We start from the raw sequence: 9,217 nt of genomic DNA, 5'->3' as shown, positions 1-9,217 counted from the left end.
GCTTTTTTATTTAGAATAATCGCTGTCTTTTAATCAATACTTTTCGAGTAAATCTTGAGCTGCTTTTGCAACGCCTTCCGAGCCATATGAATACGTGTTTTCACTGTCCCTTCTGGTATTTGCAAGTGCTCTGCAATTTCATAATATTTAAATCCTTCCAAAAACATGGCAAAGGCGTTATAATAGTCTTTCGATAAATTATTGAGCGCATGCTGTATATCAGATGCAATAAAATTATTTTCCCCGCGATTGGTTGTTATTTCATTGCGATAACCGGTACTGATGTATTCGCTTCTATAATTCTCTAATCTTTTATTACGTGTATATTGATTGATATACGTATTTTTCATAATGATATAGAGCCAAGACATCAGTTTCGGATGTTTCAGGAATTTTTCGATAGATGCTAGTGACCTCACCATGGTCTCCTGAACCAAATCTTCCCGTTCATCCGGATCGTTTGTAAATTGCGCTGCCAAATATTTTAACGTAGGTCTTTTTTCCTTAAACAGTTGATCGATTGTTGTATTTTCCATATTATCAAATTTTAAGTGTCTATCTTGACTACACTTACTACAATTAAGATGCTAGAAAAGGTAATTTAGACACATGACTCTAATTAGAGCATATTAAAGTATATTAATACGTTTTTTTTATAAATTTTTGAAATTCAATATTTTACCTATTGTTTTTACCTCTATATTGAACTTTTTTGCCAATTTTTATACTTTAACAACAAGTGTTTTCCTGTTTGATTTCCCCCTTTTATCTTTTTCCTGCACGTATTTATACGTAGTACTTTAAAGGATACATTTTTATTTAAATAGGTGTTAATTTTTAAAACTGTTCATGCCTTGAAGTGGTTATTAGTTACAACATGAAATGGAAAACAATATGGGGGACGAGAACAAAAAACTATATTTTGACCTATCGGAAGAAACGAAAGGCCAATCGGAAGGCCTGAAAGATCAGTCGGAATTAAAGCAGGTATGGGAAGGTAGTCAAGAAGATTTTTACAAGTCGATTATTAGAAATCAACAGGATGATATTGGAAGAATAGGACGATATTTCCGTGATGAACTGGCTCAGGAGCTTTATGGAATGCGTATATCTCTTCAGAATTTTACAAACCGTTATGGAGATTTTGAAGAATTGCGTTGCCTGCGTGATTCCTTGAGTACTTTAGTGGTAGAAATACGCAATAAAGCGGGATTGCTTTACAATCCCATATTAAATGACCTGGGAATTTTTCATGCGGTAGATGAGGCCGTAGGCAGTTATAAGAAAAGATCCGGTTTAACGATTGATACGTTGCTTGACCCTCAACTGCGGGAATTACATCACCAGGCACAAGTTCATTTATTTGAATTTTTGACCGCACTATTTCAGTATTTAAATGATGAAATTCCCTCGCATGCCATCTCAGTTTCAGTGCAGGTGATCGAATTTGAAATCCTTGTTAAAGTATCACCATTTTTCCACCAAGGAGAAACCCTATCCGTATCAAAGCTCGAAAACAGTCCGATGCGTTTGATGAAGATTGCTGAGCTCTACAATGCACGTATCATGAATGATACGCTGACAACAGGTATTTTACTAAAATTGACTATTTAAAAAGATAATAATGATAAAAATCCTATTGGTTGAAGACCACATGGTTGTACGTAACGGTATAAAATTACTATTAGAATCACAAGATGGATTTGAAGTTGTTGGTGAAGCTTCGAATGGAAAAGAAGCTCTCCAATTCTTAAGCTCAAATCCTAGTCCTGATATTGTTCTAACAGATATCAGTATGGACGAGATGGACGGCCTGGAGTTACTTCAGGTACTAAACAAACAGTATAACTCTATTAAAGTAGTTATATTATCTATGCTAAATCAGATTAATTATGTCATCGAGGCCTTTGAATCTGGTCTTGCTGGCTATTTGGTCAAAAATGTTGGCTATCACGAATTGCTGTTTGGATTGAATCACATTGCAAACGGTGGTCGGTATATGAGTGAGGAAATTGCCATGATACTTTTAGATCAAGTCCGTTCTGGACAAGGCTATGCTCAGCTCCCTGGAGAGCTACACGCAGACTTTGATATTTCGGAACGTGAACTCGAAGTATTAAAACTGATTGCAGAAGGATACACCAATATTGAAATTGCAGATAAGATTTTTTTAAGCAAGCGCACGGTTGAGGGGCATCGTCAGAATCTCATCGATAAAGCGGGTGTGAAAAATACGGCACATCTGGTTAAGTTTGCATTTGAAAGAGGTATTTTGAATTATTAAATTTTCCTGACAAAGGATCAGGAAAATTTTGATATTCAGGAATGGCATTATGCAGCTATCTTATTGCATGCGATGGCGCATTGCTCACATGCTTTAGCGCAATGCTGGCAATGTTCGTGTGGATGTTTGAAACATTCCTCTGCACAGATCGTACATAATTCAGCACAAATTTTAACAAATTGTCGACTATAATGGCTTTGGAGAGAAAGAAGTTCGGCAACAGCGGTACATAATACTGCACATTCCATATCTAATGCAATACATTTTGCCATGGCTTCAATGTCGCTTTCTTCGGTACAGGATTTGGCACAACTGTGACAGGCTGTAACACATTGCCAACAGGCTTCTATACAAGATTTTTCCAAGGAATTTATCATAAATAATGTTATTAGTATACTGTTGTATATATCTAAATGTTTTTAAATAAGACAAGTCTGAAAAGTAAATGGTTTTAAGGGAATGGAAGCCGGTGGAATTTCGATAATTTTATCAGGCGTTTTCAGTTTGATACAAAATGATATTCAATTGATACGATTTACCTCCAGTCTTCGCAAATATTTTTTCAATTTTAGGCTTTCACCTATATGATGTATTACAATCAATGAATAAAATATATTTGCTGACTATTGCGCTCTTGCTGTTTGTTGTCCAAAAGACATTTGCGCAAACTACAAACAAAGATCAGATTGAAAATGTGCAGCTGCCGACTAATGGTATTTTTCAAGCGGATCCGACCATATTCTACCACAAAGGATATTATTACCTCTACGGTACGAATGGTGACCCGGCAGAACAGCAGGGGTTTAAAGTGTATCAATCGAAAGATTTAGACTCTTGGGTAAGTCCGGAAGGAGCTAATTCAGGTTTTGCTGCTGTAAAAGGCGATATTTTTGGATCAAAAGGTTTTTGGGCGCCGCAAGTATGGTTTGATAATGGTAAGTTTTATATGGCCTACACAGCCGATGAAAATATTGCTATTGCAGTTAGCGATGCTCCAACTGGGCCTTTTAAGCAAGCGATTAAAGCACCAATTGCTGTTGGGCAAAAGCAAATTGATCCCTTTGTATTCCGCGATCGAGATGGAAAAAAATACCTGTTTCATGTAAGATTAAAGGAAGGAAATCGAATTTTTGTGGCGGAGTTGAAGTCAGATTATTCCGGAATAAAGGAAGAGACGTTGAAAGAATGTCTCCACGCCGAACTTCCCTGGGAAAATACGGCAAATGTTGATTGGACAGTCAGTGAAGGTCCCACTGTCATTCGGGAAGGGAAATATTACTATATGTTCTATTCGGCAAATGATTTTCGAAACAAGGACTATGCTGTGGGGGTTGCTATTGCTGAAAATATTTATGGACCCTGGAAAAAACTGGACGATCAACCTGCACTAAGCCAAAAAAATAGCGGATTTGCCGGAACGGGACATGGAGACATGTTCAAAAAAGGCAATCAATGGTATTACGTCTGTCATACACATTTTTCAGATGAAAAAGTTGCTCCTCGGCGGACAGCCATACTCCCTATTCATTTCGTGGCAAGTAGCAGCGGTATCTTGATTCCGAAATTCGAAACTGCAAAGTTTCGCTTTTTGAGCGCTGATCAGCAATCGAGGCAAAGTAGAAAATCATTTCAGACAGACGTAGCCTTTGGTGATCCTTTTATTGTATTCGATCCACCTTCGGATCAATACTATTTATATGGAACCGGGGGAACCGAGAATGGTTTTATAGCCTATAGCTCCAAAGATCTAAAGACGTGGAAGAAAGAGGGAAAAGTATACGATGCCAAACAGCCCAATGGTTGGGGGGAAAAGGATTTTTGGGCTCCTGAAGTCTATCGTGTGAACAACAAATATTACATGTACTATAGTGCTCACTGGAAAGAAAACCCCAAAAATGATTTAGAAAATTATCGTATTGGCGTTGCAGTGGCGGATAACCCACTGGGGCCATTTAAAGATCTGACCGGCAAACCCATTTTTGACCCTGGATATCCCATCATTGACGCAAATGTTTTTAGAGATACCGATCATAGAAATTATCTTTTCTATTCACGCTGCTGCTATGAACATCCTGTAGAATCAGAAATTGCAGATTGGGCGAAGAAGAAATTTAGCTATAAGAATATTGAAGAAAGCTGGGTCTATGGAGTGGAATTGGATAGCAGTATGACGAAAGTAATTGGGAGTCCGGTTCTTTTAATGCGCCCTCCAGCTACGATGCAGGATGCACAATCCGAATGGGAAAGCAGATCAGTTACTTCAGGTGAGATCAATAGGCGATGGACAGAAGGCTCTTTTCTGGTCAAAGAAAATGGACTATACTATATGATGTATTCAGCCAATTATTTCGCAGGAGCCAATTACGCTGTTGGCTACGCTACAGCAACCACGCCTTTGGGAAGCTATCAAAAATCGGCATCCAATCCAATCATTGAAAAAAATACCAGTAGGGGTGGAGTGATTTCGGGAACAGGACATAATAGTTTATTTCAGGACAGGGAAGGAAAAATCCGCTGTGTATATCATGCCCGCACCATACAGACGGGCGATCAACGTATTGTTTTTATCAGCGATGTTTCTTTTGATGAAACAGGAAAGTTAAATATCTTGACAGATTGACCCAGCGGTTAATCTGTCTTTTTGGGTATGGCTGGATTTTCGACATTTTCATCCCAGTCAGTGGGAGATTTCTTAACGGGGCTTATGCTGTTTCTTGTCTGTGGATTTTTATTTCTATAGTTGATATGTTCTTCTTCTTCCGGATCGGTTTCATCGATGTCTGGTTCAGGATGTTCGATAGGATCAGTGTCATTTGGATCGGGGATAATACGTTCCCCGAATAATCCTTTGCGATACCAGATGTTACTAAAATAATAGGCAATAATTAAACCTCGTTTTACTACTGCATGTTGCAATATCTCTTCCATTTTCGATTTCGTTTTAAGTGATACGATCCTTTTTTATCGGATGGTATACTCTCCTTAAAGGAACAACGTTTAGACGGAAATAGTTTGAAAGATTTCAGGATTTGAATCAAAGATCAATCGAGTAACATTTGCTCAGGAAATGGCTTAACAATAGGGAAGTAAAGGTGGACAGTGGTGCCCAAACCGACCTCTGATTCAATTTCTATACTTCCGCCCAATCGTTCCATTATCCGTTTTACGAGCGAAAGACCAATCCCTGTACCAGGTATGGAACCAACATTGTCGGCTCTGGTAAACATCTCGTAAATGTGAGGCAGGTGGTCAGTCGGTATGCCAATACCGTTATCCTTGATCTGATAATGCGTATAATCGTCTTCGTGCGAACTATCTATGGTCACTAAAGGCCTTTCTGCTTGTGCAGAATATTTTATTGCATTAATAATTAAATTGGAAAAAATTTGATACGCGGCACTTTTTTCACCCCAAATTGGCAATAGGGTGCCAAACGTGGGCTGACAATTATTGACGTTATATAAAATACTGTTTTCTTGAAATATGCGCTGAATTGTGTAGGCCATGGGCAGTGGTTCCTTGTCTAAAATGCTGGAACGGTGCTGACTTAACTGGACCATATTGTTGATGATATCTTCAATGTTTGTAACGCTTCGGCTGAAATTCTGATACCACTTATTGATTTTTGTAAAATCGATATTGTCGGAGTGCTGCTGTAAAAATTGTATGCCCATTTTTAAGATGGACAAGGGGTTTTTTAAATCATGAGAAAGGGTGTGGGTAAACATTTCCAGCTCATTGTTCAAACTCAGAAGCTCTTCATTCAGCAACTGACGTTCCTTTAATTTTGCAAAAATGGATTCTTTGATAATCTGATTCAGACGAAGAACAAAATTGATTTCAGCATCATTCCAAGGTTTGGCAACGTCATAACGCATATCTGCCCAAATTTTGAGCTTCTTGTTATCATTCGGTTCATTTTTTAGCTCCATCTGCATCACGTGATTGCGGTTTTCTTTTCTAAACCAGACGAGGTAATAATCGTTTTCCAAGCCAACCTTTAGATACATAAGTCCCGCAAAAACGAGTTTATCTTTAAAGTTATCCTGATGATTCAGCCGAAAATTATAGTCTTTGAAGAGAGCTTTATCGGTATGTTTTTGCAGAAATTGAATGATTTCATAAAATTGCGCTTTCTGTGGAGAATGGCCATAGTTAAAAACATCGCCCTGATTGAATATCGCCAATCCATCTGCATTAACCAGCTGGGTCAATATATCCATATGCTGTATTAAAGCACAATTCACCATCTTATTTTCAGAGAGACTTCTTTTTAATTCTTCCTCGGCGAGTTTAAGAAGTTCCGTTCTTTCCAGCAGATTCTGTTTGACATGACTTTCATATTTGCTGGTGGCTGCTTGGATGGCAAATGTACAGAGCTTTCGCTGCTGCAGATCGACCACCCGCTCCTCATCATTTTGAGCCACTACAAGGCCCCAGAATTCATCATCGATACAGATTCGAAAAAACAAGGCGCTTTGGACATTTATTTTTTTCAAAAAAAGCCGGTGAAGCTCAGGTAAAGGTGATAACAAGCTCGAGAGCGGATCAATCCCTTCGTCCGTATAATAGAACTCCTGCCCCTCCAGATCAATATTGGGAGCATATCGATAGGAATAACTCCGATAGTATGACAAGACTTCCTCTGGCATGAAATCTTTCGAGAACTCTTTTCCTTTGAAATGGGCTTGTCCGTCTGCTGTATGCTCCGCAATCACTGAACTGTAACCCGTCTCCTGAATCTGCAAAACGAAAACCCGATCATAATTCAATAACTTGTTGATGGCCGAACAAACACGATCCCAATTATTAGGCTGGATAGTGTCTAGCAAAAAATTAAGCTCATTTATTTTTTTTGCGGCAATGTATTTTTTATGTTGTGGTTCCCATTCTATATAGAGATATTCATCATGTTTCCGTAATTTTACATAAACACGTTCTTTTCGTATTTTAATAGGTAAAATATGGCGCGACTGTCCGTTTTCAAGTAAATCAATTACGGCATTTTTGATTTTGGATAGCGCTTCGCCAAATGTATTGTTAAAGTTATCAAAGAAATTAGTTCCTAATAGGTCCTCTTTGGCGCCATGGTCTTTTACGACAGATTCGGTTACTCCAACAACAATAAAATGTCGATCTAAGATGACCAGACTGCCAAAAGATTGAAGCTTTATAATGGTTTGATTGTTAGATTGAAATGTATGATTCATAATACCCCAAAACTTCTTATGATACACATAAATATACGAAAAAAATCACGACAACATAGATCGAATTTTTGATAACAGCACGTTATAAAGTCTATAAAATTGTTTTATAGACTTCTTTCTACACTGAAATTAAAATTAGTACCGAATTCCGCTCCGCGGAAGGAACTAGTACTGAATATTAAACTCTTTGGCTACAGCATCGGCCATTCCTTTAAGAAGTGATTTCCACTGGGGGTAAGATGCGCCCATTTTAGCAGCCAAGCCAACAAGATAATTCCTGATATTATCACTCATATTTTCATTGTCGACATTGATGATTTCGTTTCTTCCAGCGTATTGGAACAAGATGCTATTTCTCCGCTGTTCGATCAGAAAAGTTGAGGATGATATTCCTTCAAAAAAATGCGCAGTATTTTTTTCTCCAGGATGGCTTGGGTCTGGGCAGGGTTTTAATGTTATCGCAAAAACCCTATAGTCCTCTGTTTTTTCTGAAATGAGGTTAACAACATTCACCCAATCATAGCCATCACTACTCGGAAGTCCCGGTCCGGGAATATCCAGTCTGATATAATCATGTAATTCGAGTAAACGATCAATTGGAGTTCCATAACCAGTCGTTAATTGAAATACAGTGGCAGGTAACTGCGCTAGTTCATACCAATGATTGACCTTTCTAAGATTATCTATAGCCAAATCATAGGCTAAACTGGCGATAGCTTCACTGGGAAACTCGAGGGATTCAAAGCAATCCAAATGCTTACCTTCTTTTTGTTCTGGTATGATATTTTTCATGATTTCTCACTTCTTATGCTTAAAATATTGAATTTCTTACTCATGTATTTTTGCCTCTTGTCTCTTTATCTGGATGCTTGGCATATATTCGGTACTGCCCCGATTTTAATTTACGTATCATGTTACAGGGTGCTATGTTTTAACCTAGGCTCGCCTTCAATTTTGCAAGCAAATCATCTGCTTTTGTATGCTCTACTTTCATTTTTCGAATGGTAGGACGTTTACCCTTGTCTTTTTGTTTGATTATTTTGAGGAGATCGTTCATATATTCGTTTTTATAACTACTGATATCAAAGGTTGCACTATGTTGCTCGATCAGCTGTGTGGCCATGTCCATTTCTACTTTTTGAATTTTAATTTTACTGGGTAATTTGAGCTCATCTAGCGTCCGGATCTCCTGTTGATAACGTATTTTATTCAAAACTAATGCATTTTGATAGGGCTTTATCAGGGCTAGATGTTCTACATTTCGCATCACGAATGATCCTAAGCCCGCCATTTTAGTTTTTTCCAATGCTTTGAGTAATAGTTGATAGGCTTTTTCTCCGCCTTTTTGTGGCTCCAAATAGTAGGGCGTTTCAAAATATATACTGTCCACATCCATCATTTTGACAAAAGCATGGAGATTGATTAGTTTAGTCTTTTCTGGACTTGCGTCTTCAAAATCTGCGTCTTCCAGCACGACGTAATGGTCTTTCATAAAATATCCTTTCACAATATTGTCCCATTTTACCTCTTTGCCAGTTTGTTCATTTACCCGCTTGAATTTGATGTTGGATAGATCCTTTCGATCAAGCATATCCAGATCCAAAGCCGCGCTTTCCGTTGCACTATATATTTTAATTGGGATATTGACCAGACCAAAACCAATAGCCCCTGTCCAAATTGCTCGCATAAGTAATTATTTATTGCTAATAAGATAACCTTAGTG

8 protein-coding genes are annotated in these 9,217 nt (G+C 38.1%); 3 read left to right on the top strand and 5 right to left on the bottom strand.

The features are described from left to right. Positions 1 to 29 precede the first annotated feature (29 nt). Entirely contained in the window at positions 30 to 536 is a 507-nt protein-coding gene (locus B3C94_RS17100) for an RNA polymerase sigma factor (RefSeq protein WP_293905851.1), read from the bottom strand. Positions 537 to 882: 346 nt separating this feature from the next. On the opposite strand from B3C94_RS17100, the gene B3C94_RS17095 reads away from it, so the two are divergent. The 3 genes from B3C94_RS17095 to B3C94_RS17085 all read left to right on the top strand — a co-directional run bounded on the left by B3C94_RS17095 (position 883) and on the right by B3C94_RS17085 (position 4,904). Then, on the top strand, positions 883 to 1,614 hold the full coding sequence (locus B3C94_RS17095; protein ID WP_293905849.1) for a hypothetical protein: 732 nt from the start codon (positions 883 to 885) through the stop codon (positions 1,612 to 1,614). A 10-nt stretch (positions 1,615 to 1,624) separates the two neighbouring features. Beyond that, complete coding sequence (locus tag B3C94_RS17090) at positions 1,625 to 2,284, top strand: response regulator transcription factor (protein WP_293905847.1); 660 nt, start codon at positions 1,625 to 1,627, stop codon at positions 2,282 to 2,284. A 601-nt stretch (positions 2,285 to 2,885) separates the two neighbouring features. Continuing rightward, entirely contained in the window at positions 2,886 to 4,904 is a 2,019-nt protein-coding gene (locus B3C94_RS17085; protein WP_293905845.1) for a glycoside hydrolase family 43 protein, read from the top strand. A gap of 8 nt (positions 4,905 to 4,912) precedes the next feature. Here B3C94_RS17085 and B3C94_RS17080 read toward each other — a convergent pair whose 3' ends face one another. The 4 genes from B3C94_RS17080 to B3C94_RS17065 form a co-directional block, all read right to left on the bottom strand. Next, a complete protein-coding gene (locus B3C94_RS17080; RefSeq protein ID WP_293905843.1) occupies positions 4,913 to 5,212 on the bottom strand; it encodes a hypothetical protein in 300 nt (99 codons plus the stop codon). A gap of 113 nt (positions 5,213 to 5,325) precedes the next feature. Continuing rightward, positions 5,326 to 7,494, bottom strand: coding sequence for an ATP-binding protein (locus B3C94_RS17075; protein WP_293905841.1), 2,169 nt, complete (start codon positions 7,492 to 7,494; stop codon positions 5,326 to 5,328). Positions 7,495 to 7,659: 165 nt separating this feature from the next. Further along, a complete protein-coding gene (locus B3C94_RS17070) occupies positions 7,660 to 8,286 on the bottom strand; it encodes a hypothetical protein (protein WP_293905839.1) in 627 nt (208 codons plus the stop codon). A gap of 139 nt (positions 8,287 to 8,425) precedes the next feature. Beyond that, positions 8,426 to 9,181 (bottom strand): Ku protein, encoded by a 756-nt coding sequence (locus B3C94_RS17065; RefSeq protein WP_293905836.1) that lies wholly within the window; start codon positions 9,179 to 9,181, stop codon positions 8,426 to 8,428. Between the last annotated feature and the right edge of the window lie 36 nt (positions 9,182 to 9,217).

Source organism: Sphingobacterium sp. UBA5670 (assembly GCF_002420705.1).
Classification (GTDB): domain Bacteria; phylum Bacteroidota; class Bacteroidia; order Sphingobacteriales; family Sphingobacteriaceae; genus Sphingobacterium.
The sequence above is the reverse complement of the archived record's forward strand: the minus strand, read 5'-3'. Positions and strand labels throughout refer to the sequence as shown.

Bases quoted from the DNA above. Each gene is read 5' to 3' on its own strand.
- B3C94_RS17080 (WP_293905843.1), bottom strand. From the start codon at position 5,212: ATGGAAGAGATATTGCAACATGCAGTAGTAAAACGAGGTTTAATTATT.
- B3C94_RS17085 (WP_293905845.1), top strand. From the start codon at position 2,886: ATGAATAAAATATATTTGCTGACTATTGCGCTCTTGCTGTTTGTTGTC.
- B3C94_RS17065 (WP_293905836.1), bottom strand. From the start codon at position 9,181: ATGCGAGCAATTTGGACAGGGGCTATTGGTTTTGGTCTGGTCAATATC.
- B3C94_RS17095 (WP_293905849.1), top strand. From the start codon at position 883: ATGGAAAACAATATGGGGGACGAGAACAAAAAACTATATTTTGACCTA.
- B3C94_RS17090 (WP_293905847.1), top strand. From the start codon at position 1,625: ATGATAAAAATCCTATTGGTTGAAGACCACATGGTTGTACGTAACGGT.
- B3C94_RS17100 (WP_293905851.1), bottom strand. From the start codon at position 536: ATGGAAAATACAACAATCGATCAACTGTTTAAGGAAAAAAGACCTACG.
- B3C94_RS17070 (WP_293905839.1), bottom strand. From the start codon at position 8,286: ATGAAAAATATCATACCAGAACAAAAAGAAGGTAAGCATTTGGATTGC.
- B3C94_RS17075 (WP_293905841.1), bottom strand. From the start codon at position 7,494: ATGAATCATACATTTCAATCTAACAATCAAACCATTATAAAGCTTCAA.